This window comes from Oceaniferula marina, assembly GCF_013391475.1.
Lineage (GTDB): Bacteria > Verrucomicrobiota > Verrucomicrobiia > Verrucomicrobiales > Akkermansiaceae > Oceaniferula > Oceaniferula marina.
Genome location: NZ_JACBAZ010000007.1, coordinates 52,341 through 74,457 on the forward strand (window position 1 = coordinate 52,341; position 22,117 = coordinate 74,457).

Annotated in this window: 15 protein-coding genes; 6 read left to right on the forward strand and 9 right to left on the reverse strand. The window is 51.4% G+C overall.

Annotation, left to right across the window (positions count from 1 at the left end; all coding sequences use genetic code 11):
• Positions 1 to 2: 2 nt before the first annotated feature.
• Both HW115_RS15215 and HW115_RS15220 read right to left on the reverse strand, forming a co-directional pair.
• Positions 3 to 1,061, reverse strand: a complete 1,059-nt coding sequence (locus HW115_RS15215; protein WP_178933806.1) for an efflux RND transporter periplasmic adaptor subunit — start codon at positions 1,059 to 1,061, stop codon at positions 3 to 5.
• A 247-nt stretch (positions 1,062 to 1,308) separates the two neighbouring features.
• Positions 1,309 to 3,138: an esterase/lipase family protein gene (locus HW115_RS15220; protein WP_178933807.1), complete on the reverse strand. Its 1,830-nt coding sequence runs from the start codon at positions 3,136 to 3,138 to the stop codon at positions 1,309 to 1,311.
• A gap of 496 nt (positions 3,139 to 3,634) precedes the next feature.
• On the opposite strand from HW115_RS15220, the gene HW115_RS15225 reads away from it, so the two are divergent.
• A complete protein-coding gene (locus HW115_RS15225; protein WP_178933808.1) occupies positions 3,635 to 5,116 on the forward strand; it encodes a sulfatase family protein in 1,482 nt (493 codons plus the stop codon).
• Between the two features lie 366 nt (positions 5,117 to 5,482).
• Positions 5,483 to 6,316 carry a hypothetical protein gene (locus HW115_RS15230; RefSeq protein WP_178933809.1) on the forward strand — a complete coding sequence of 278 codons (834 nt, stop codon included), beginning with the start codon at positions 5,483 to 5,485 and terminating at the stop codon, positions 6,314 to 6,316.
• Between the two features lie 257 nt (positions 6,317 to 6,573).
• Here HW115_RS15230 and HW115_RS15235 read toward each other — a convergent pair whose 3' ends face one another.
• Positions 6,574 to 8,559: a Sip1-related alpha-galactosidase gene (locus HW115_RS15235; protein ID WP_178933810.1), complete on the reverse strand. Its 1,986-nt coding sequence runs from the start codon at positions 8,557 to 8,559 to the stop codon at positions 6,574 to 6,576.
• Between the two features lie 191 nt (positions 8,560 to 8,750).
• Positions 8,751 to 9,536, reverse strand: a complete 786-nt coding sequence (locus HW115_RS15240) for an outer membrane protein (protein WP_178933811.1) — start codon at positions 9,534 to 9,536, stop codon at positions 8,751 to 8,753.
• A 275-nt stretch (positions 9,537 to 9,811) separates the two neighbouring features.
• Here HW115_RS15240 and HW115_RS15245 point away from each other — a divergent pair, with 275 nt between their 5' ends.
• Entirely contained in the window at positions 9,812 to 11,503 is a 1,692-nt protein-coding gene (locus HW115_RS15245; protein WP_227021565.1) for a sulfatase-like hydrolase/transferase, read from the forward strand.
• Between the two features lie 35 nt (positions 11,504 to 11,538).
• Positions 11,539 to 12,198, forward strand: a complete 660-nt coding sequence (locus tag HW115_RS15250; RefSeq protein ID WP_178933812.1) for a DUF3313 domain-containing protein — start codon at positions 11,539 to 11,541, stop codon at positions 12,196 to 12,198.
• A gap of 794 nt (positions 12,199 to 12,992) precedes the next feature.
• Here HW115_RS15250 and HW115_RS15255 read toward each other — a convergent pair.
• Positions 12,993 to 14,168 carry a DNA-binding transcriptional regulator gene (locus HW115_RS15255; RefSeq protein ID WP_227021566.1) on the reverse strand — a complete coding sequence of 392 codons (1,176 nt, stop codon included), beginning with the start codon at positions 14,166 to 14,168 and terminating at the stop codon, positions 12,993 to 12,995.
• Positions 14,169 to 14,288: 120 nt separating this feature from the next.
• Here HW115_RS15255 and HW115_RS15260 point away from each other — a divergent pair, with 120 nt between their 5' ends.
• Positions 14,289 to 14,951 carry a PEP-CTERM sorting domain-containing protein gene (locus tag HW115_RS15260; protein ID WP_178933814.1) on the forward strand — a complete coding sequence of 221 codons (663 nt, stop codon included), beginning with the start codon at positions 14,289 to 14,291 and terminating at the stop codon, positions 14,949 to 14,951.
• Between the two features lie 360 nt (positions 14,952 to 15,311).
• Positions 15,312 to 18,350 (forward strand): LamG-like jellyroll fold domain-containing protein, encoded by a 3,039-nt coding sequence (locus HW115_RS15265; protein ID WP_343219708.1) that lies wholly within the window; start codon positions 15,312 to 15,314, stop codon positions 18,348 to 18,350.
• Between the two features lie 44 nt (positions 18,351 to 18,394).
• Here HW115_RS15265 and HW115_RS15270 read toward each other — a convergent pair whose 3' ends face one another.
• The 4 genes from HW115_RS15270 to HW115_RS15285 form a co-directional block, all read right to left on the reverse strand.
• The gene (locus tag HW115_RS15270) at positions 18,395 to 19,117 is read right to left on the reverse strand and encodes a metallophosphoesterase family protein (protein WP_178933816.1); all 723 of its coding nucleotides are present in this window, start codon (positions 19,115 to 19,117) and stop codon (positions 18,395 to 18,397) included.
• A 158-nt stretch (positions 19,118 to 19,275) separates the two neighbouring features.
• Positions 19,276 to 20,181 (reverse strand): hypothetical protein, encoded by a 906-nt coding sequence (locus tag HW115_RS15275; RefSeq protein WP_178933817.1) that lies wholly within the window; start codon positions 20,179 to 20,181, stop codon positions 19,276 to 19,278.
• A gap of 15 nt (positions 20,182 to 20,196) precedes the next feature.
• Positions 20,197 to 21,108: an ABC transporter permease gene (locus tag HW115_RS15280; RefSeq protein ID WP_178933818.1), complete on the reverse strand. Its 912-nt coding sequence runs from the start codon at positions 21,106 to 21,108 to the stop codon at positions 20,197 to 20,199.
• Positions 21,101 to 22,009, reverse strand: a complete 909-nt coding sequence (locus HW115_RS15285) for an ABC transporter ATP-binding protein (protein WP_178933819.1) — start codon at positions 22,007 to 22,009, stop codon at positions 21,101 to 21,103. Before HW115_RS15285 ends, HW115_RS15280 begins: the two co-directional genes overlap by 8 nt.
• Positions 22,010 to 22,117: the final 108 nt, after the last annotated feature.

Below are 22,117 nucleotides of genomic sequence, written 5' to 3' on the forward strand. Positions count from 1 at the left end.
GGTTATTGCCCGAGAATGCGCACTTTTTGGCCTTCCGTGAGGGAGTGGGCTCCTGCCGTGGCGATCCATTGCCCGGGAGTGATGCCCTCGGTGATGACGACTCCGGATGGATTGATACGACTCACCGTGACCTTGGTTTTGGCAACCACTCCGGTATCAGGGTTGATGACCCAAACGTGGGAGTCTCCATTGGATGAGGCAACCGATGAAGGGAGCACGGTAATACCACCGGCAAACCGGTCGGCCGGAAGCTTGGCTGTTCCTATTGCCTCGCCTGCCATTCCGGGGAGAATTTGAATCCCCTTAGGCTGGTCCATGATCAGGGTGACCGGGTAAGTCCGGGTAAGTTCACTCGCTTCGGAACCGACCTGCTTGACCTTGGCCGGGATTTTCACATTGGGAAAGGCCGAGAAGGTGACATTGATGGTTTCGACGTAGGGGACGTTGGGGATCAATTTTTCAGGCACATTGACAACCATTTCAATCTTGCTGAGGTCGAGCAGGCGAAGCACCTTTTGTTTGGCGACCGTGTTTTCAAAGTTCTCCGCGTAAGTCGCTACGATTCGTCCGGAGAAGGGCGCCCGGATGGTGGTGTCGTCGGATTGTTTTTTAGCAATCCTCAAAGCCGCTTCAGCTGCTTTGGTCTGGGCTTCCGCATTGGTCACGGTCTGGGCGGATACCGCATTACCTTTGAAGGCTTTTTGGACTCGCTGCAGCATGGCGGCAGCACGCTCGACTTCCGCTTCGGCAACCGTGACGGCGTTTTGGTAGTCCCGTGGGTCGAGTTGGGCGAGAATGTCACCTTCTTTGACCTCGTCTCCAACCTCAGCGGCGAAGGTTACGATGCGACCTGACACTTCGAAGGCAATGTTCACTTCGCGAGTCGCTTTGGCTTTGCCGTTGAGAATGGTTTTGTCAATATTCGAAACGACGCCGACTTGCATGGCCTCGATCGGTCGCACGATTTCTTTTTTTTCTTTGTCCTTGGAGCATGCTGTTAAGAAAAGGCCGACACAGCCTAGGCATAGAGAGCTAATAAGTTGGGATTGTGTGTATTTCATCGTTTGGGCAGTGATTGTTTGTGCAGATGGGGGGAGGCATCGAGAATGCCGTGCATGCATGCTCAATTTAGATTAAGGTTAATAACCTATTCAAATTATTACGTGTTGTCGACTCTAGAGGGCCGCCCTAGTAATATTGCTAGGATTGGGTGTTTGTATCGTCTCAAGAAAGCGTGGCTTTGATGCGCGTCGGGGATTTTGTATTCATCGTCTGTGTTGTCGATTCGCTGCCGGCAGCTTCGTAAATTCAGGGTTTCACGTGTTTCTTTTTCGCTAGATGGAGATGTAAAATGCGGGTCATTTCACGATGCGCTTCCGGGTGCAACTGGGCATCGTGCAGTGATGGAACCAGTATTTCAGAGTCGGCCCCTTTCAGGTGGGAGCTCCAATACGGCACTACACCGTCAGAGGATTTTTGGGGGTGATTTTGGTGCAGGCCACGGTTGCCCATGATCGAATGGTAGGTAATCCGTTTGTTGAATGGTTGTTTGCTGATCAAGGTCAGGGCCGGATTGTGAGACTTGAGGTAATTGACGGAGTTGGGAGATTCGGCGTTGCCTACCAATGCCCGCCCAAATTCAGTCATATTGTCACTGAACACATCTAGTTGCAGACTGCTCATGCTTTGTGGAAGTTTCACCAACGATGATCCCACTTGCCCGATCCAGTTGTCTGCTATGCCGCTTCCAAGGTGAGGCGTGGCAACAAAAATCGTGCGTTCGATTTGTTTGAGTGTTGGATGTTCGATTAGGATCTTGGTTTGTCCGTAAGCCGAGTCCTTACTGTAGCCTGTTGGCTTTTCGATATAAAGCAGGTCGAGTAGTTTGTTATCGAAAGTGCGACTTTGCATCGAGGATAACAAGCCTCCCATGCTGTGCCCGATGAGGACGGTGCGATCTAGCTGGTTTCCAGGGTGGTGGTCCTGGTTTTGGTAAAAATCAATGAGGGTTCTTCGGAATTGAGCTCCGGAGATGATGGGGTTTTGGCCGGTTTGGTAGAGGTAGTAGTAGAACTGATAGTTCTCTCGAATGAGAGGATCGGCCATCAGGTGGTTGGTCGCAGTGGTCCAGGTGGAGGGTTGTGAGATCAGCCCGTGGACAAAAATAACCGGGATTTTGTTTGGATCCTGGAGTCCAATGGCAAATAACCCCATTTGAGCATTTGCTTGTTCGGGATTCAAGGCGAGGGATAACCCCATGAAGGATGATTCGGTTGAAGCAACGGCCGCAATCGGGGCCGAGTAGTCGGCAGAAAGCAATCTGCTTGTCCCGGTAATATGGGAGTATTGGGTCTGGAGTAAGTCCGTGATGGTCAGTCGAGGTTTTCCAGGGGCTGGAACATCAACGGTTATGTTGATCGGGGTGTCGAGACCGTTGGTCGGGATGTATGGATTCGATTGGAGCCGATGTGGGGTCCGGCTTTGGCGGCCAACGGCGGCGGCTCCTAGCCCCATTTGGCGATGATGGTATTTTCCGACATTGCCGTAGCTGAGGGTGTCCAAGGGTAAGATAGAATCAAACCGATCCGGGTGCAGGCTGTGCGGTGTAGATGTATTGATTTGAATTTGTTTATCTCCAACTTGGATAGGCGATGCCTTGTTTTGAGATTTTACGGCACGGCAGGCAAACATCGCGATTTGTCCGACCGAGTGGATGTAGAGTTGGTGGGCCAGAAGCTTGCGTTTGTGGCGTGAATCAAGATAACCGGATGCGGGGTAGGGCGTTGTTCGGATGACTGGCCAGAGAAACTCGACGGCTTGGAGGTAGTGGAGGGTGGATTGTTCAGGAGACTTGGTCCGTGATTTTTTAGCCAAATGAACCGCTTCTTCGGCCAGGGCAATATGCTCGGAGTCGCTTTGTGGTGTTTGGTCTTTACGTGCTCGGATGTGCCTGAGGGTTTGACGGGAGGTTCTCGATATCCAAGCACGGTTGAGTGTCGATCCCGAAGAATCATGATAAGCTTGGCTCCGTCCAGAGCTCTTAAAATACGGTTTTGGCACGCATGATTCCACCAGCAAGCAGAGGGGGAGAATGATGAGGGTCAGATGATAGATCGTTATTTTTCTGAGAGTAGCCATACGAAGTCGCGGTCCAAAATAGATCATGCCTCGTCTACCATTTGATGCAAGGGGATAAATGGGCCGGCTGCAGGGTTGTCCAGTTAGGAATGCCAGATCCTTGAAACCCGCCAGAGACACGCAACTCAGAACTTCGCTAATAAGAACGAACATGATACCCGCCATCGCTGAAGCTCTTCGCTTGCCGAGACTCTACTCGCAAAAAAAAAGCGTCTCCTCCGTGCCGGAGAGATACTGGGTATGAAACAAGTTGGATTCTGGTGCGCCTTCTGGCAGTTTGGGTTCCAAGTCGAAGGGGGCGCTTTTTCCATGCTACTGAAGCAATGACGCCGCTGAAGTGACGTAAGAAATACAAAAAGTAGCAAGATGACGAAGTGGCTGACGTAGATTGGCTGCGGCAGATGGTAATCAACGAGCTGTCAACCCGACGGATTAGATGAAAGGTTGGGTTCGAATGGTTGGATCCAGAACGTCATTGAACCCTAAAAAATGAACCATGAAATACAGCCTCTTTATTTTATTGATAAGTGCCACAGCTTTAGCGGCATCATGGAAACCCAATATCGTTTTCATTATGAGCGACGATCAAGGTTATGGCGATGTTTCTTGTTATGCCGAAGACGCCAAGATCAAAACTCCGGCGATTGACAGCCTGGCGGCAGAAGGTATGCGTTTTACTGACGCTCATAGTGCCTCCTCGGTCTGCACTCCAACACGATATGGAGTGCTGACAGGCCGTTACCCTTGGCGAACCCGCTTGCAAAGTTTCGTGCTTCAGACCAAAGAGACCAAACGGGCAGACGGCTCTCTGAAAGTCGGTACAGATCCTCTGATTGAGAAAGAGGTATTAACAGTGCCAGGATTTTTGAAACAGCATGGGTACAATACGGCCATGGTCGGCAAGTGGCATCTAGGTTTTCAATACCGCTTAGCGAAGGGTAAAAAAATTGATAAAAATCACCAGCTCAAGAATGCCGTGCCAGTCGGCACCAAGGTCATCGATGGCCCCATTGAACGTGGCTTCGATCATTTTTGGGGATTTCATCATGCGGGCGAAATGCGCACCTGGATTGAACAGGATGTGGTGACGGAGAATTTTGACCACCCGAGCCAGATGCTGAACCGCATTGCTGAGACCTCAGTCCAATACATCAAAAGCCAAACGAAGCAGGTGCCCTTTTTCCTGTATGTCCCCTTGAACTCACCACACGGCCCGACGGTTCCCAGCCAAGCATGGAAGGGTAAAAGTGATATCAACCCTTACGCTGATTTCGTGATGGAAACAGATGATGCGGTAGGCCGGATCCTTCAAGCTCTCGATGAAAAGGGAATGAAGGACAATACGATTGTTTTCTTTACCACGGATAACGGCTGTTCCCCCCATGCCAATATTCCGCAGTTGTTGAAGGCTGGTCACGATCCCTCCGCCGGGTTGCGCGGAACCAAAGCCGATATCTGGGAAGGTGGCCACCGTGTCCCTTATCTGGTCCGCTGGCCGGAGAATATTCAAGCAGGTGCCGTTTCCTCCGAGCCGATTTGCCATAACAACCTTCTAGCTACCTGTGCAGCTTTGCTTGACCAACCGTTACCAGTCGATGCAGGAGTCGATAGCTTTTCGATTTTGCCAGTGCTCAAGGGGGAAAAGCTGAGTGCCGCCACCCACCCGGTCATCATTCACGCTTCGGTCCAAGGCATGTTTGCCATCCGACAGGGAGATTGGAAATACATTGCCTGCAAGAACTCCGGCGGTTGGAGTCGCGGCGGCGACAACAAACCCGCTCAGCTTTATCACATGAAGAAAGCCGTCGATGAACAGGTGAACCTGATCGATTCGATGCCGGAAAAAGCCAAGGCGCTGCGGGCGCTGCTTGAGAAGTCGGTTGGCGACGGCTTCACGGTTCCCGGAAAAAAGGGCCGAAATGATGTCGAGGTGGTGATCGATAAAAAAACAAAAAAGAAGCGCAAGAAACAAAAGTAAGCGGGGCAGCTCGCCTTCTAGATCGACGTCGCTCTGCTTTCTCTTCCTCCAACAAGCAGGAAAAAACAAAAATGCCTTCCCGGATAGGGAGGGCATTGAAGTCGGTGGATATACGTGTCGTCAGAATGTGGCCTTATTTCAGTTTGATCACAATGCCCCTGCCATGTCAGTGGCTATCCTAGGTGCATCTCGTCGAGGGTGAGGTCCGCGGCTGGGGTGAGCGCGATGGTGTAGTAGGCTTCAAAGCTATACCACTCAACACGGAACGCGGTGGGCTTCATCTTTCCTAATAGGCAAGCAGCGAACAATGGCTTGCTTCCCATACTTGATTATGGCGTAGTAGGGCTTGATCGAATGAAATACATTATGAAAACTACAAAACGCTCCCTCGCCTCTCTAGCCACCATCGCTCTGGCGGCATGTCCTCTCAGTGCAAGTGCTGAAGTGGAGACCGCCATAGCTCCTGCGGATTCTGCTCCACTGGATGATGCCACCGCTGCAGCTCAAGCTAACAACCCCTTGGCCAATATGGTGGCCTTTAACATTCAAAACTATTACGTCGGTAGTTTGACCGAAACCGATGAAGAGGCAAATACAGTCTGGCTTCGCTACGCCCAGCCGTTCAGCATTGGAGAAAGTAACTGGTTGATGAGGGCATCACTGCCTATCAATACTTTTCCGACCTCTGCCAGCGGTGACCACAAATCCGGCTTGGGCGACTTTAATATCTTTGCAGCCTATTTGATTGATGTCGGTAACCCGGCGATCAGTTTTGGTATTGGACCCCAACTTACGGCTCCTACGGCCACCCGAAACAGTCTGGGATCTGAGCAATGGTCCGCAGGTTTGGCCAATGTGTATTTCAATGCCTCATCCAAAAAATTCCAATATGGCTACCTTCTCACTTGGCAGGGGAGTTTTGCCGGCAATGATGACCGCGCGGATGTCAATATTGGAGCATTTCAACCGTTTGCGATGTATCAACTGGGTGAAGGTTGGTACCTGCGTTCCGCTCCGATCTGGGTCTACAACTTTGACAACGATAATTATAGTATGCCGCTCGGACTCGGAGTTGGTAAGGTCATTCGCAAAAATGAAACCGTCTACAATATGTTTGTCGAACCTCAATTCTCTGTAGGTGATGACGGTCCCGGGCAGCCCGACTGGCAGATTTACATGGGGTTGAATATGCAGTTTTAACTGCCTTATTTGTTTAATCTTTCAGCAGATGGTCTCATTGAGGCTGTCTGCTTTTTTTATTGGGGGTTAGCGCGGGTTTGCAGCCTTTAACGCTACTTGGTTCTACGAAGGCTCCGTCTATCATGAGCCATACCTCGTATCGTTGACCACAGCGCCAATCGAATTGGGCAACTGCCATTCAGCGAGAAGGCTCTGAAGCGAGTTGTATCAGAACGGGGGCGGTTTCCTCGTCGCCCTGCATCATCCATACTTCTCAATTATCGTGAAATTTCAATGGTTGCCGGCTTGCCTGTCACGGGAAGTTCGGCAACAAACAAGCCGTTTCCTTTGGCTTGGAAGGTGACTCCCTCGGCTTGGGGCTTGCCGTGCTTCAACCAGACAGCGAAAGGACCGGCTTCCGTGAGTCGAATGGTCAGCTTGGAAGGTGTTCTCTCTTTCACTTCCCCGGCGGCGGCTGAGAGATACTTATCCGTTCTGCCGATAAAGGACCATCCATCATCAATCGGGCTGAGTTGAAAAAGGCGCCCACCAAACCCTTGGATCTCGACATCCAAGCCGTCGGTCCCGAATACTTGGGCCGACTTGCTTTGGTGATTATATACAATCAAGCCTTCTCCGGGAATCTCCCACTTGCCGGCATAAGGTTGGATCATACCTGATGCGGCTTGATAAATGTGAGGAGTTAGTTTGGTGGAATAACTCGGAGCTACTTTTTTTCCGTCGCCGTGAAAATTGTGAACCACGATGGCCACACTTCGATTGGCCAGTGGAGCCATCGCCCGGAATAATCCAGGGTCTTCTGATTCTCGGAAAATGTCTTCCGGGACCGGAGCACCTGGTGCCAGTGGTCGTAAGAGTTTTCCGTCTTGGTAGCACAGCGGCCAAACGACCTCGGGTACCAGGTGGCCAGGGTTATCCGAGAGATAGACGGGCCCTCCCGAAAGCGCCTTGGAAATAGCCATGACTCGCGCTGCCACAGGGTCGCCGGAATGAAACATGTCGTGGTCTCCCCACGCAACTTGCCCCAACCAAGGCATCGTGCCATAGGACATATGCAAATGCTCGCTCGCTTTTTCTACACTCAACTTGTAATCCGAGCTGCAGCGCCCGACAACGTTCTCGCCCGAATTAAAGATAAACTGTGGGGTATGCCAATTGCAGTTCAGAAGCCCATCGAAGTGCTTAGCGACCACTTCCTGATAAATGCGTGAATATTTGACCGTTGTCGCATGAGGGTTAGCGATCGCATTTTCATTGGATGCTGGAAATTGCGTCACCACCTTGCCTGATGCTGTACCAGCATAATACGCTAACAGAGTGCCGCAAAAATCAACCTTCAAAAAATCAACTCCGTCCTTCTCAGATCGACTCACCAAATATTCCATAAAAGCCCTGATGGACTGCTCATCGGGTTTAGGTAAAGCCCTGCCATTCGGTAGGGTCATCATCACCTCCGCAAGTTCGGGAGGTGTGCCCGGGTGCATGGCATTGGCATTTCCAGCAAGTGCATGCCACATGCCAATCCACTTGATGCCATCCTCATTGCGCAAGTTGGTGAGTGGCTTGTATCCTTGTGGAAATGTTGTCTTCAAAGGCATCAATGTTTGAGGAGAAAAATGCCCGTCATCGATCAACATGTAACGAATGGGTAATTCGTTTTGTTCAAGCGTTTGATGCATTTTGACCAATGCCTTTGAACTGATTTTTTTGCGGAACTCTTCCCACGAACACCACCCGAGGTAATGAAACATCCCGGGGTACGTTTTTTCCTCGCGCAACTTCATCCAGCCTTGGATCTGTTCAGTTTCGGAGGCCTTTTTCCATACTCGGTAGCATGCCTCGTATGGATTGTCAGCACGGGACCAAGCCACTACCGGTATGTTTCCCTTCACCCGGGCCTTCCCTCGGGTTCCCAATCGAAGCTCCAGTTGACCGTCCCTAGGAGCGAACCATGCATAGGCGTGCTCTCCGCAAAGAGGTAGAATCGCCAGGTATTCGCCGTTGTTGAGTTCCAGGATGGAGAAAAAACCACCTTCCTTCGAACTCTTGCTTAAACGCTCTCCCAGCCCTCGGTTGCCCCCGTATGGCCACCACGGCCCCCGGTAATACATCGCCTGTTTATAGCCGGGTAACTCGAGCTTGTAGCCGATGAGTGTGCCTGCTTTATCCGGACGTCCAGAGTATCCCTTCAATACCAAACTACCCTCCACCTCTTCCTTGAAATCGAGCACCTTCGACTCCATCGCTGAAACAGCAAATGCCGAACAGATTGTCAGTAAAATGATCAATACTCCCTTCGTTATCGGAATGCCTAAGGTTCAGAGTTTGGTATTATATGTAAGCCCACGTGCGAGTTTGGCAAGGGCCACGATAGAAAAAATCCCCATCTGGTAGCCAGATGGGGATGATGGTTAGATGGAGAGAAGTGTGAGCCCTAAAATTCATAGACAACACCAAGCATGGGGCCGCCGACGTTGATGTCGTAGAGGAAATCACCTTTTTCGTAGTCGATGTATTGATGACGGTAGCCGAGGATAGCCCGCCAGCAGTCGTTAATGGTGTATCCGACACCGCCCATGGCCATCCAGGCGCTATCTGATGCAACGCCAAACCCGCCGACTTGGCCGGTGAGGTGAAGGTTCCATTTTTCGTTGAATTTGTGAATCAGGGTGAGTCCAATGGTCGGATCGATCCAGTCTTCCGAGTCGCCGATGGACGCCGAGATTCTTCCTTTGGCTTTTGCGTCAACGGAGAAGTAGGTGTATTGAGCTCCTGCCATGATTTGGACCAACGTTTTATCCGTTTGGTAGAGGCTGTATTTGACCCCGGCCTCGCTGGTGAATTGTTCGAGGTCGACAGTTAATTTATCTGCTAAAAATCCGATAGGTGTGGCCTGGCTACCGCTGAGTTTGAGGTATTGGAAGTCTGCGTAGTATCCCCATTTTCCTTTCTGGGCTTTGAATGCAAGATACCCAGCGAAGTCGAGCATGTCGATGGCGTCATCCAAGGGTATATCCACATCCACCTCCTGGCCATGGATCCCCGATGTTCCGTCGATACCAGAAAGCCAGAGATAGGGGGAGATGCTGTATTCCCAGGTGTTTTCTTCGATTGGGGCGGGGATGACCACTTTGGCGCCCTTGCTATCTGATTGGGCCATACAAGGTGTCGCTATAAGAGCGGCGCAGATGATGCTGTGAATGTATTTGGAGCTATTCATGACGACTTCGATTCTGGGTTAAATGCATGGGATGACCAGAGAAAAAGTGGATGAATTTTAGTATATTTTTGCGGTTTTTTGATGTTTTAGATTTTTCTCGCCAAGCGTAGTGGGGTGCATTAGGTTTAAACCTCATTTAATTATATTAGTTTTTCAAATGAATCGACAGACGATTTGTTAATTTGGAGCCATGATCCAAATATATGATCCAAATATCGACCCCGCTATCTATACAACCCATACAACCTATTCAACCTATTCAACCTATTCAAACAATGAAACAGAAACCAATAAAAACATGGAGTCAACTTGGCCTTATGGCCCTGTTTGCTGGAACCTTACCTGCGACAGCAGCTGAATTAATTCACGATGCTGATCATTATATTCTCAAGGCTCAGCATGGTGAGCAGTGGGCGAAGGATGATGCCGCTGTGAATGCCAGGCTCGAGGAATTTAAAAAGAAAAACGGTGGGAAATCACCGAACATTCTTTATATTCTGATTGATGACATGGGCTATGGTGACATGGGCATCCCGGAACTGAATGGTCTGCGGGGTTATGAGACGCCTAATGTGAACAAGTTTTCGGACGAGTCGATGCGTCTCAACCGGATGTATACCGAGCCTTCCTGCACGCCTACTCGCTGTGCCTTTATGACCGGTCGTCAGCCTCATCGCTACAACATGGGGGATACGGCGGTCGATATTGCCGGCTTTGGACTTCCCGCCAAGGAAAAAACCTTGCCCGAGGTACTCTCAGAAGCGGGTTACAATACCACACACATTGGTAAATGGCATATGGGCGATATCAAAGAGTCTTGGCCTCACAACCAAGGCTTTGATTATGCTGCATTTCCGATTCACCAGCAAGGGCAGTTGACGGTTTTCAACGATGATGCCGCCAAGGAAGGTGTGGCTGTCTCAATTGGGCCAGGTCAGTATAATGATCGATTCACCAAGGACAAATGGTTCCGTCCTAATCCTGCTGCGATGGTGGTGGGCTGTGAAGCCACCAAAGGCGGTACCGTGCGCGAAGTGCACATGAAGCCGGGTGAACGCTGGACAGAAAAGAAATACGAGGAAATGAATCAACGCTATCAAGACCAGACGCTTGAACACCTGCGTAAGCTTGCCAAGCAGGATAAACCTTTCTTCTTGCAGTACTGGCCGCTGATTCCGCTCTCCAACCCTCGTGCCACCACGGATAACTACACCACTCCAAACGGCGGCACCTATGTTGAGAAAATGAAGAAGCTTGATGGTTGGATCGGTGATATCCTCGAGGAAGTCGATAAGCTTAAACTCGCTGAAAATACGATCGTTGTGATCATGGGTGACAATGGTCACTTTACTAAATACTCACCTGGGAGTGGCTACACGGCCATGATTTTCAAAGGTGGAAAAGCTGACACCACCGAAGGCGGTGTCCGTGTCGATGCCTTTGTCCGCTGGCCTGGCATGATTGAGAAAGATTCCATTGTGAATGACATTGTTCACGTGGCTGACCTTTACACCACACTTTCTGTGCTGGCAGGTGCCAAAGACAAGCTTCCTACCGATCGTTTGATCGATGGTGTTGACCAGTCTGCACTTCTGCTCGAAGGCGAAACCAAAGGGCGCCGTGACACGGTCTTTATTTATTCGGGACCCAAAATGGAAGCTGTGGTGAAAGAGCATATCAAACTCAAGGTTCCCGGACCGGGAGAAAACCCGATTGGTGCCAAGTTCTATGACTTGCAGCGTGATACCCGTGAGGAATATCCAGTGTCCACGGAGATCGGTGCTTGGGGTGGAGCCGAAATGGTGCGTGTGATTCAGCGTCACATGGTCATGAAGAAAAAGTATCCTGATACAGATGCTGACCGCGGTCTTCCTTATGATGGGATTGAAAACCTTCGCCCGGAAACCAAGGCTGCAGTGCAGGCCTTCCTGATTAAGAATAAGATACTGCTCGAGCAGAAGAAATAATGGCGAGATCGGAACCCCTTAGTCAACCTTATCTAATGAAATTGAAGAGCTTAACAAGTCTGGGGGCAGCAGCAATGGCCCTGCTCCTTTCGTCCTGTGGTAATCAGTCTCCATCCGGATTCTTGAGTAACTATAATCAACTGTCACCAGGAGGGAATGCCTATGGCGCCAAGATGTCGTATACCAAACCCAATATGGATTTTGCAAAATACGACAGTGTCATCATTGATCCTGTGACCTTCATTTTACCTACGGATAGTAAGTTGACCGAGGCTGATCGTCAGCGGTTGAGCTATGCCATGAGGCAGGCGATTACCCGTGAGCTATCGAAGGACTACAAGTTGGTCTCCACTCCCGGTCCTACCACCATGCGCTTTCGTGGTGCCGTCACGGAGTTGATTCCGGCCAACCGTCCGGCGAACGTGATTACGTCGGTCGTTCCCGTCTCCCGGGTTGTTGCAGAAGCCCAGCAAATGACGACGGGGATTTCGATGTTCTCGTCCCGTGGTTCAGGTGAAATGGAAATTCTGGACTCTGTGTCGGGAGAGCGATTGGTTGCTCTGGCTGATACGCGTTATGCTCGAAAAGCAGCAAGCTCCTCTGCCACCAGTTGGGGGCAGATCGAAGAGGCCATGGGAAATGCTGCCGCCGACGTGCGAAAGGGGTTGGCTAAGCTTCGTGCCCGAAAGCCATAGTCGATTACTATCTACGATCGGAATAGATATAATTGTACCAACGCCCTTGGCTGATAAAGTCAGGGGCGTTTTGTTAGTGATGTGGTAGCTGCGGAGAGTAGGGTAGGTTTTTAAACTGCCGGTGACTTTGGAGGTAGGGCAGAGGGGGGTAGCTTGTCGATGGAGTGGTTGATAGAAAATTATCGGGCAAGGGGGGGGTGGGTTGTCGACAGGTTGAAAACCTGTCCTACTTTGAAGTGCTGACCGTAGGATTCTCGCTTTCCGATGGAGTGGTTGATAGAAGATTATCGGGCAAGGGGGGGTAGCTCGGGTTGTCGACAGGTTGAAAACCTGTCCTACTTTGAAGTGCTGACCGTAGGATTCTCGCTTTCGATGGAGTGGTTGATAGAAGATTATCGGGCAAGGGGGGGTAGCTCGGGTTGTCGACAGGTTGAAAACCTGTCCTACTTTGAAGTGCTGACCGTAGGATTCTCGCTTTCGATGGAGTGGTTGATAGAAAATTATCGAGCAAGGGGGGCGGGTTGTCGACAGGTTGAAAACCTGTCCTACTTTGAAGTTTCCCAATCCGGCTCTGGGACTCGTCCTTTCCCGTTGCTCACTCTACGCAGAAACCATCGGTCAATAGAGAAACGAACTGACCGTTAAGACAAGCAGCGTGATCGGTGCTAGATCGAACAGTTTCAGCCATTCGATTGCATCATTTTTCATCATCCTGACGACTCTTGTTGTAGGAAACTCAAGCGGTCGCGGAAGAGATTCTGTGGCGGCTTTTTCTTATGCCAATAGAGATGGGGCTATTCGTTTCTGATTTGTCCTGGAGTTTTTCCTGTTTGCCTTTTGATATACCGACATATCTCGTCAGGTCCGGCAAAGGAGTGATCAATGGCGATGGTTTCCAGCGTATCCTCGCTTTCCCGTAGTTTTTTAATGACCGCTTGCGAGCGAAGGCGCTCGATTTCCTTTTTGGGGCTGTGTCCCAGTGTCTTGATGAAGCGGACCCTCAGACCTTCACGTGATATTCCCATCGTGGTGCACAGTTCTGAAACCGAGACGGGCCGCTTCGGCGTCTCTTGCCGCAGAAATTGAAGAGCGTTGGAAACCAGGGCGTCGTCGAGGTGCACATGGCGGGTTGATTCCCTGGCCACAACAGCTCCCGGAGCCAGGGTGATCCAATGGTCAGGCGGGACATTTTCACCACGCATTAATGCGTTTAACAGCTTGGCGGCTGCGAAGCCTATTTTGCGGCCGGGGTAGGGGATACTACTCAGGGGAGGAGTTGTGGTGTGGCAAAAAATGATATCGTCGGAAATGCCTAACAATGCGATTTCCTCCGGGCATTTGATGTTTAGTTTTTGTAGTAGTCTGGATGTCCAGACTCCGGCAATGTCATCCTTGAGGAAGAGCCCGCATGGTCTGGGGAGATTGAGGAGTTGTTCACGGATGCATTGGTCGATTTGTGTAGGGCGCGTTTTAATGGGGTAGCGGCTAACCGGGACCTTAATCACGCTAAAGTTGCCACCGTTTGATACGACGCTTTCCCGGAAACTCTCAAGCCGCATCCTGGAGTATTCTCGAGAGGATTCATGCATGTAGGCAAAATTTTTCAGGCCTAGATTGGCCAGATGCTCATAGGCGAGCTGTCCGAGTGCTTGGTTGTCAACGGTCACCCGGGGGAAAACAATCGAGTTCCTGGGCGTTTCTACACTCAGATTGACAACGTTGATGCCAGCCTTTTGCCAGGCCCTTGCCTCAGCCGCAGTATAGCGGTAGACAAGGAGACCGTCGCCCTTCCAGTTTTTTCCAATGGGATAGGGCGGGATGTCTCCACCCGTCGGTTGGTCAAAATGAAGCTTCATCGCTGAACCTGTGCGCTGAAAATCCAGAAAACCTTCAAATAACCTTGAAGCGTAGCCTGAAATCCAGTCGGGCAGACGCACACCGACCCTGAACCTTGTTGAAGTGGCTTCCATGGAGCCGTATTCTAAATGAATTTGTAAAAATGCCAATAAGTATTGTATTAATGCCATTGAAGTTTGAAGTAAGGACTGTGTATTCTTTGATCTCAGCAGTTCAAAAGTACAAACTAAAATATGAAAAATACAATTAATAGAGCTCTAATAGGGACGGCTACAGCCAGCATTTTTCTGTCAGCTTCAGCATCGGCAGCCTCATCGTTGATGTTCAACTACAGTCAGCAATCTGGTAATAACATCGGAGCGCCGGGTGACGTTGGCGTTGAAGCTCTCGTTAACGTTACAGGTAATGCTGGCACGCAAACAGGAAGCCTAGATGGTGTAGGTTACTCCATGACCCATGGTGATTATTGGCAACAAGGCTTTGGTGGCCTTGGTGACCCTTACATTGCTGTGCTAGAGAATAACGTTACTATTGCTTTCGATAGTCTAGATGGCTGGCTTCTTAGTAATAGTGCAACAGCTTATGAAGTTACCGTGTATTACTCAGGAAATCCAAATAATGGAGGGCAGGCTGCCTACATTGGAACACCTTCTTCTGTAAGTATTGGTGGAAATACTGAGACGATCACTGTAGTTACAGATGGTGGAGGCACTGAGCGTTGGAGTGGTCTTGGTGCGACCCATACGTTTTCATCAGACACATTGACGATTACAGATACGGCAACAGCCTATCAGGCAGGTATTTCTGCTATTCGCATTGTAGCCGTCCCCGAGCCTTCCAGTGCTGCGCTACTCGGATTGGGTGGGGTTTCATTGATGCTTCGCCGCCGTAAGTAAGGCTCTCTTCTCGCTTTTTATTTTCACCCCCTTTCCTCAAAGGGAAGGGGTTTTTTTGTGTCTGTTGTTCAATTTATTACTCAAGTTATTATGAAAAGATGTGCCCGAATTCTCTCACTGACATGGTTGTTATTTTCTGTTCCGATTCAGGTCGCCTTAGCTGAAACGCCATTTAAGTTTGTGATTTTCGGTGATACCCAGAATTATACAAGGGCGTCACAGGCGGGGGCACCTGATCTATTCACGATCCAAACAAAATGGGTGAAAAATAATGCCGTGAGTGAAAATATTGTATTTCTCACTCATGTGGGAGATGTCATTTTGAATAGCTCAAGTCTATGGCCACAAGCATCACAAGCGATGAATGAGATTGATGGTGTTGTCCCATATGGTGTGACTTTTGGGAACCATGACGGAGGCTCTCCTGGGGCATTTGGATCTTCTCGATACCAAGGCAAGGCATGGTATCTCGGCGCGAGTTCGAATGATTTGGCGCATGCCCAGAAGTTCACAGCAGAGGGCACAACCTATATCCATATCAACCTGCCACATAGCCCAAAGGCGACAGAGCTCACGTGGGCGCAGGGGATCATCGATGCTCATCCAGATAAACCAACGATCATCACCACACACGGGTACATGGCCGACAATGGGGTTGGTCGTGATGCAAACGGCAATACCATCTGGAATACCCTGATTGAGCCTAACGAAGAAGTGTTTATGGTCTTTTGTGGGCACGATTGGGTATCGCGGCATGAGATAGCCACCACGACTTCAGGGCGTAAAGTGCTGCAGGTGATGGTGAATTACCAGGAGATCATCAACGGGGGGCAGGGCTGGTTTCAGTGGGCGGAATTCGACCCCGACCAGGGAGAAATCCGTTTTAAAACCTATTCGCCGTTTTTAGATCTCTACCGCACGGATGTTTCGAGTCAATTTACGATCTCCGCAACGTTTGGGACTGGGACGATCGTGCTCAATGGCGAGACCGGCTACAGCAAAGCCTCTTGGAATGGAGGGGGGGGTGACGCCAACTGGCAAACCATCGCCAACTGGGAAGGACAAGCACCCGTCGCTGGTGAGGTGCTTGAATTTAAGGGCACCACCCAAAAAGTATCGGTCAACGATTTTCCGGCAGGGACGAGTTTTGGTGGTATTGTCTTCCCTCCTGGTAAATTTTCCGCCGGCTATCAGTTTAGTGGAAATGCCATCACGCTCACTGGCGATATTGTCAACATGGGAGGCTATGGGCCAGATATCCCTCAAACCGGCCCCACGGTGAACCTGCCGATCACGTTGGTAGGTGAACGGCAGGTGAATACCGGAGATTGGGATATGACCATCAATGGGGTTCTCAGTGGTTCAGGTTCACTCACCAAGACGCACGGGCGTGATTACATCCATGGAGCTTATGATGGAGGAGTCCACCTTGGTGATTTGTATTTAACGGCTCTGAACACCTACACGGGGGCGACCAGAGTAACTGGTGGTGCGCTGTTGCTTGTTGATGCTTCAAAGTCGAACCTGATTCCTGATTCTTCGGGGATTCACATCTACCACAATGCGGTTTTGCATGTAAAAGGCTTGAAGGATGAAACTTTGAAACTTGCAGCCGGGCAGACCTTGAGAGGAAGCGGTAAGGTTATGGGAAATACCCACGTACCTTCCGGGGCAAGTATTGCTCCGGGGCATGCTGCGCCCGGCACCTTGTTCCAGTTAGGTGATGTTACGATGGAGTCAGGCTCGGCATTGAATATTCGCTTTGGGGGCTCGGAGGTCGGTGACTATGATCAACTGAATGTTGCCGGCGCGTTAACTCTTGGTGGTGCCACACTCAACCTGAGCTCGCACGCCGCTTATACGGTGAGTGTGGGGGATACCTATATGCTGATTGAGAATGATGAGGTGGATGCTGTGACTCAACAAGTGGTGAGCGGGCTGGGGTCTCATTTGGCTGCTGGGACGACGCTGCCGGAAGGGGCCATTGTATCGAATGATTTTCTCGGAAGCGGGCTGTCGGCTCAGATTTCCTACGTGGGAGGATCTGGCAATGATCTTGTGCTGAAGATCTTACCGGCCCCTGGGCCTCCTGAGTTCACTGCGAACCCTCTTGTTCGGGCTGATGCCGTTGTCGAGGTTCCATATCATGGGACTTTGGCTGAGTCAGCCCTTGATGGTGACGGCGATCCCATCGTCTATAGCAAGGTGGCGGGACCGGAATGGCTAAATGTGAATCCAGGAGGCTCCATATCAGGGACTCCAACAGCTTCTGATATGGGAGTGAATGAATTTACGGTCAAGGCAAGGGACAGCCATGGGAATTCGGGGACTGCAACATTGAAGGTTTCGGTCGTGCCTAGTAAGTTGGTCGGAGTCTGGGAGTTTGAAAACCGTGAAGCCTTGGGAACCGCAACGGTAGGCAGCGATCTGTTACTCACCGGATCGATCGCGGCGATTGGTGGCCCTGGCGGAGCGGATGGGGGAGCTGCTGCTGTGGGGGTAGGTGAGTTTCTAACCGTGTTGAACCCTATTGGAGGCAACGGCACCGGAAACCGGACAAATGAATACACCTTGTTGCTGGATATTAAAATTCCGAGCCTCAGCCCTTGGATTGCCTTGTTCGATACCAGTGGTGGAGGTGATGCGGATTACTTTTATAGTTCCAGCCGCGGGCTTGGAGTCTCTTCCGAGGGGTATGTGGATGATCATGATCCTCCGAATTCGATTTTGGCGGATACATGGCACCGAATGGTGATCAGTGTGGATCAGGGAGGTAGGAGAAGCACTTACGTGGACGGTGTTCTAGTTGGCAATCACAATGTTGGCATTGTTGACGCTGATCGTTGGAGTTTGGCGTCTTCCTTTACCTTGTTTTCGGATAATGGAGGTGGTGAAGAGGCTGTGATCCATGTTTCAGGTGTTCGCTTGTTTAACCAAGCTTTGAATGCTGATGAAGTGGCTGGGCTGGGCGACATCAATGCGGCCGATACCGACGGCGACTGCATGATCGATACGATAGACACCGATGACGACAACGACGGCATGGAGGATAGCTGGGAGAACGCGCATTCGTTGAACCGTCTGGCTGATGATCGAGAGCTGGATGCCGATGGTGACGGTTTTTCCAACTGGCAGGAATACGTTGCCGCGACCGATCCTCAGAGCATCTCGTCCATCCCCTATGTGGAAGTCTTGCCCGGACTTGAGGTCAGCGAATTCAGGCTGCAGTTTCCGACGTCCTCCAGTCGTTATTACGCCATTGAGCACAGTGAAACCATGCTTGCTGATAGCTGGAATCTGGTGAGCCGCATCTTTTTAGGTTCGGGAGCTAAGGAGCTCATTCCCTTTTCGGTCCCCAGTGCCCGCGGTTTTTACCGGGTGGTTATTTTTTTGCCGTAACCGGTGTTGGGATTATGGCTCTTTGAGCCATTGGCCAAATGGGATCAGCGGCCGAAGGCAATGCGCTCGGCGAGGGACTCAGGTAGTCCGGCATCAAGAATTTTCTTCTGCGCAGTCTCGATATCGTATTCGAGTCTACGGAAGCTGACGAGGTTTTGATCCATGTCGTAGATGCAGTAGGATGCACGCCAGTCTCCGTCACGTGGTTGACCGACCGATCCGGTATTGATGAAATACTGGGTGTTTTCCTCGATGGCGATGGTTTCGGCCGGCACTTCCTGAATTTTGGAGGTTCTGGTGAAAATTCGAGGGACGTGGGTGTGGCCATAAAAGCAGACCGGAGTGATCTGGTAAGAAAAATTGGCCATGGCGTCGAACTTGTTGGTGACGTAGTTCCAGGAAATAGGTTGGTCGAGGGTCGAGTGAACGATGGTGAAGTTCTGGACCTGGCGGACCATGCGCAGGCGGGCGAGCCATTGGCGCTGGTCGGGTGAGAGTTGTTCGCGCGTCCAGAGCAGGGCTTCGGCTGCTACTGGGTTCATCATCTCGAGTGAGGTATCGTGGCCGCAGTCCTGGTCGTGGTTACCTTTGACGACCGGGCATCCCATGGCTTTGACCCGTTCGAGGCAGGCAGCCGGGTCGGCGTTGTATCCGACCACATCACCGAGGCAAATGTAACTGTCGGCACCTTGGGCTTCGGCATCTGCGAGCACCGCCTCGAGCGCTTCGAGGTTGGCGTGAATATCACTGAAGATGGCAATTTTCATGAAGAAGATCGAATGGAGAGATTGGGACCGATTGGTGTGCAGCACTCATGCCTTGTTGAGAGGCAAAGGAAAAGAAAAAAGTGACTCGTTCTCAGTTATTCATGAGAGGATGCCGTGCTTGTCGAGCTGTATGAAAGGTTGGTTGGTGTTGAGATGAGTCAAGGCGTGTCAAGTTCACGTTGAAGTGCATCAATTTTTGCTGCGACTCCGTGCATGGGTAAGTCCTGACCGGTGCGCCTCCAGTGGATTTTCAACCAGTGGAGCTGGGTTGCGGGATTTGGGTAGAGTTCGGAGTCGGGGATGCGTTGTTCTTCGGGCGTATCCAGAGCATTTTGCAGAATGAAAATGCCGTTGACCAGGCTGATGGTTCGGCTTTGGGGATAGGTTTTGAACAGGCGGACTCCCTCTTTCAGGGCTTCTGGATAGAGGTCCGGGATGCGGGTCATGGTGTAGAACCCGAGGCGTTCGAACAGTGGCCGTTTATAGTCGGGCAGGCTTTCGCAGTTGAGGGCACCATGGTAATGTTTGAGGGCTCGTTCGTAGTCCGGCAGTTTGTATTCGGAGCTCCAGAGCCAGGCCAGTTCTTGTTGCAGTCTCCAGTTGTCAGGGTTCTGGCGGATCCCTTCTTCGAGCAGGGCTGCGCCCTTGTCGATGTATTGTTTGTGGAGTGCGCTGCGGCGGAAGGAGCTGAGTGATTCTTTTTCTTGGTAATCGATGGCGGCGTTGGTGTGGAGGTGCCAGGCTCCGGTTTTCCAGTAGGAGGTGGTTCCTGGTTGGAGGGTGGTGATGATTCCGTAACTTTGCTCCAGCTTGATCCAGTCCCGGTTCTCAAAATCGTTGTAAGCCCGGAGGTTCCAGACGGCTGCCACCAGTGAACGAAGCCCACCGAGGGCGACCGCCGCACTGGTTTGGCCGAGCTGCAGGCTGGTGTCGCCCTTGAGAGGCGGTTGCAGCAGGCGTTCCTCGACCATGTCGCTGTGAAGCTTGTCTTCGAAGCTGAGTTTAGCCGCTCCGAAGGCCAGCAAGACGGCCAGAATGACAAGAGATTGGAGGAATGGGCGCATAGCGGAATGGCTGGATTAGAATTCCTTTTTGCGGAAGGTGAACCAGGAAAGCACGCTGTAGATGCCGGTGTAGAAGCAAGTCAGGACGAGCAGTCGAATGAAGATACTCGAGGTGACGGTTTTTCCTTCGATGGCGGCGTCGATGATGTTGTAGAGCTGGAAGTCCGGGAAGATCAGGGAAATGCCTTGGGACACCCATTTCATTTGGATGGAAACCGCCCCGTCTTGCTGGTGTAGCCAGTAATCCCGGGCGTCCGCAGTGAAGTGACCAATAAAGTAGATCACCACGGCGATGATGATGGTGAACAGCGTGGAGCTGGAGAAGGTGGATATCAACAGGGCGATGGCGGCCATGATCGCGGCTTTAAAAAAGACGGCCCCAATACCAGCCTGCAGACTCCAGGTCAGTCCTTGCTGGCTGATTTCCTGTTTCCTGAGATCCAGAGCTTCCTGCGGCCAGCCTTGGGTGGCACCCCGCGCCATTTCTTCCTCGATTAATCCGGAGGTTCGGAGGTGAAGGATGATGGAGAGTAAACCATCCATCAGCAGCAGGGTGACGGCGACCAACGCGAGCACTCCGGCCAGTTTTCCGAGCAGGTAGTCGAGCCGGGGGACCGGTTTGCAGAGGATGGTGTAGAGTGTGCGGTCTTCGAGGTCCTTGGGGATGAGCAGGGCGGTGGAGGCGATGGCAAAAATCATCGAGAACATGGCCATGGATCCCATGGCGGTGCTTTTAAGGATAATGAGTTCCTGCTCGGCGGTGTTTTCCGTGGTCCGGCTGTAGGGCATTTCGAACAGGCTGGCTGCGACCATCAGGACGGCAAAAACGGCGAGAAAATAGAAGACCTTCATCCTGACCAGATGAGTGAAGGTGTGGCTGGCGATGACCGCTATTCTGGCCGGGGAAAAAAACGGGTTTCTACGCATCGCTGGCTCCTTTCTCTGTTGGTTCCTTGGATGAGGTGTGGATGGATGATTGGGATTTTTCTGCTTCGTCGAGGAACAGCCGCTCCAGGGTGGTTCGGGGCTTGCCGATGTTCAGCAATTGCGCCGATCCTTGTTGTTCGATCATGCCGCGGATACGTTCCAAGGTCTCGGCATCGGCATTTTGGATCAGGATCTCGGTTTGATTTTCGATGGCGATCAGGTCGTTGAGTTTGCCTTCCTTGACGAGTTTGCCGTGGAAGATGATGCCTACCTGGTCGCAGACCTCCTGGACTTGCTCGAGCAGGTGGGAGCAGAGAAAGATGGTGACCCCTTGTTGTTTGAGGTCGACGATCAGGTCACGGATCATTCGGGAACCTATCGGATCGACTCCGGCGGTGGGTTCATCGAGAATGACGAGTCTGGGCTTGTGAATCAGCGCTTGGGCCAGACCGATGCGTTGGAGCATCCCTTTTGAATAGCCCCCGATGCGGCGGTGCCGGGCATCCTCGAGGGACACCATTTCGAGCATTTCATCGACCCGCTGGTGGAGTTGTTTGCCCCTCAGCCCGCAGAGTTTGGCATAGAACCGGAGAGTTTCCTCACCATTGAGGTGTTTGTAAAAGTAGGGGTTTTCGGGGAGAAAGCCGATGTCCTGACGGGAGTCGGTCTTGAGCGAATTTTTTCCAAAGACGAAGCAGGATCCGGCTGTCGGGGTCAGCAGTCCCAGCAGGGCTTTCATGGTGGTGGATTTTCCCGAGCCGTTTGGGCCGATCAGCCCGTAGACTTCTCCAGGCATGATATTCAGGGAGACGTCATTGACCGCCCGTACCTTTGATTTCCGAAAAGGAGAGGGGAACTCCTTGACGAGGTGATTGATTTGAACCGCTGGTGTTTCTTCCATGGTGAGACGTGTGGGCAGCATAACTGGCTGGCCTTCGGGTGCAATGGATTTTTCGTATCATGATTCAGCGGAGGGTGCCGTGATCGGCCCCTTGGCGTTCTTCTTTTC

What these genes read in the sequence shown, in the direction of transcription:
- HW115_RS15215 (WP_178933806.1), bottom strand. Translation starts at nt 1,061, where the DNA reads ATGAAATACACACAATCCCAACTTATTAGCTCTCTATGCCTAGGCTGT.
- HW115_RS15220 (WP_178933807.1), bottom strand. Translation starts at nt 3,138, where the DNA reads ATGGCTACTCTCAGAAAAATAACGATCTATCATCTGACCCTCATCATT.
- HW115_RS15225 (WP_178933808.1), top strand. Translation starts at nt 3,635, where the DNA reads ATGAAATACAGCCTCTTTATTTTATTGATAAGTGCCACAGCTTTAGCG.
- HW115_RS15230 (WP_178933809.1), top strand. Translation starts at nt 5,483, where the DNA reads ATGAAAACTACAAAACGCTCCCTCGCCTCTCTAGCCACCATCGCTCTG.
- HW115_RS15235 (WP_178933810.1), bottom strand. Translation starts at nt 8,559, where the DNA reads ATGGAGTCGAAGGTGCTCGATTTCAAGGAAGAGGTGGAGGGTAGTTTG.
- HW115_RS15240 (WP_178933811.1), bottom strand. Translation starts at nt 9,536, where the DNA reads ATGAATAGCTCCAAATACATTCACAGCATCATCTGCGCCGCTCTTATA.
- HW115_RS15245 (WP_227021565.1), top strand. Translation starts at nt 9,812, where the DNA reads ATGAAACAGAAACCAATAAAAACATGGAGTCAACTTGGCCTTATGGCC.
- HW115_RS15250 (WP_178933812.1), top strand. Translation starts at nt 11,539, where the DNA reads ATGAAATTGAAGAGCTTAACAAGTCTGGGGGCAGCAGCAATGGCCCTG.
- HW115_RS15255 (WP_227021566.1), bottom strand. Translation starts at nt 14,168, where the DNA reads ATGGAAGCCACTTCAACAAGGTTCAGGGTCGGTGTGCGTCTGCCCGAC.
- HW115_RS15260 (WP_178933814.1), top strand. Translation starts at nt 14,289, where the DNA reads ATGAAAAATACAATTAATAGAGCTCTAATAGGGACGGCTACAGCCAGC.
- HW115_RS15265 (WP_343219708.1), top strand. Translation starts at nt 15,312, where the DNA reads ATGAATGAGATTGATGGTGTTGTCCCATATGGTGTGACTTTTGGGAAC.
- HW115_RS15270 (WP_178933816.1), bottom strand. Translation starts at nt 19,117, where the DNA reads ATGAAAATTGCCATCTTCAGTGATATTCACGCCAACCTCGAAGCGCTC.
- HW115_RS15275 (WP_178933817.1), bottom strand. Translation starts at nt 20,181, where the DNA reads ATGCGCCCATTCCTCCAATCTCTTGTCATTCTGGCCGTCTTGCTGGCC.
- HW115_RS15280 (WP_178933818.1), bottom strand. Translation starts at nt 21,108, where the DNA reads ATGCGTAGAAACCCGTTTTTTTCCCCGGCCAGAATAGCGGTCATCGCC.
- HW115_RS15285 (WP_178933819.1), bottom strand. Translation starts at nt 22,009, where the DNA reads ATGGAAGAAACACCAGCGGTTCAAATCAATCACCTCGTCAAGGAGTTC.